Origin of the sequence: Gilliamella sp. Pas-s27 (genome assembly GCF_009795865.1) — a bacterium.
GTDB lineage: Bacteria > Pseudomonadota > Gammaproteobacteria > Enterobacterales > Orbaceae > Gilliamella.
The window spans coordinates 1-1197 of record NZ_WTEW01000079.1; the positions used below are offsets into that span (position 1 = coordinate 1).

Here is a 1197-nt window from a genome sequence, read left to right on the forward strand (position 1 = left end):
CGAGTAAATGGTGAGTTTGAAGTGATTTGCGCAATTCAATATTGGCCGGAAGGAAAAACTGACAGCGATGGTAATGCGGTCTTTCCTTATATGCTCTCTTATCAGTATCAAGTTATTCACTGGGTCGAATCGTTGGTAAACGACATCACCACCGCAATAAAATAATTTTAATTAACAGGTAACCATAATGAAAAAACAATGGACAATTAACTCACTGCTATTAGGCCCACTACTGTTGTTACCCTTACTTACCAGTTGTGATTTTAATGACTATAAAACCCGTATACAAGAAGAAAATGATTATAATAACCCAACGGGGAATAAAGCGGTTTGTCTTCGGGTGGGCAAGATTTATCAGAATATGTACCCCTATACAATTCATTACCTTGAAGGTGAAATAGATCCAAAAGATCCCTATGACAAAATTAAGCAAAATAAAAGACTTAACTTAAAACTCTCTCTTTATGCCAAAGAGGGATTATTTACCGAAGAGTTGGTTGGTCACGATGGCGACAAGCCACTCTACCGCTATAATTTAACCGATGAAGGGCGTAAATATCTTGATAAAAAATGGTGGGGGGGAACGAATTTCTGTTTTGGTCGAATTGTGGTTGATAAAATTGATGGGGTTGATAATCAGTTGCAAGGAATGCGTATGGTTTATTTTTATTACCATATGGAAAACGTCCCAAACTGGATAAAAAATAAGGATATTTATAGTCTATATAAAGGTTATGGTGGTTTAGAAGCTGCGGTATTAGGCGATAGACCCGCTCCAGGAACTCATTACTACAGCATTCAATATGATGATAGTTTAAAACTAACAGCGGGTACTAGTGGTCACTATGTTTTATAATCATAAATCATGGTGTTATTGGTAACAAGTTGATTTTTTTGTAGGCAAAATAAGCAATGGGTTTATTTGTAATAAGTCAATTATTAGGTCGAGTAAATGGTGAGTTTGAAGTGATTTGCGCAATTCAATATTGGCCGGAAGGAAAAACTGACAGCGATGGTAATGCGGTCTTTCCTTATATGCTCTCTTATCAGTATCAAGTTATTCACTGGGTCGAATCGTTGGTAAACGATATCACCACCGCAATAAAATAATCTTAATTAACAGGTAACCATAATGAAAAAACAATGGACAATTAACTCACTGCTATTAGGCCCACTACTGTTGTTACCCTTACTTAC

The 1197-nt window shown here is 36.3% G+C and carries 2 protein-coding genes; both read left to right on the forward strand.

Features of this window, described 5'->3' with window-relative positions; genetic code table 11:
• Positions 1 to 187: 187 nt before the first annotated feature.
• Positions 188 to 856, forward strand: coding sequence for a hypothetical protein (locus tag GQ589_RS11730; protein ID WP_160426427.1), 669 nt, complete (start codon positions 188 to 190; stop codon positions 854 to 856).
• A gap of 56 nt (positions 857 to 912) precedes the next feature.
• Positions 913 to 1110 (forward strand): hypothetical protein, encoded by a 198-nt coding sequence (locus GQ589_RS11735; protein ID WP_160412402.1) that lies wholly within the window; start codon positions 913 to 915, stop codon positions 1108 to 1110.
• Positions 1111 to 1197 lie beyond the last annotated feature (87 nt).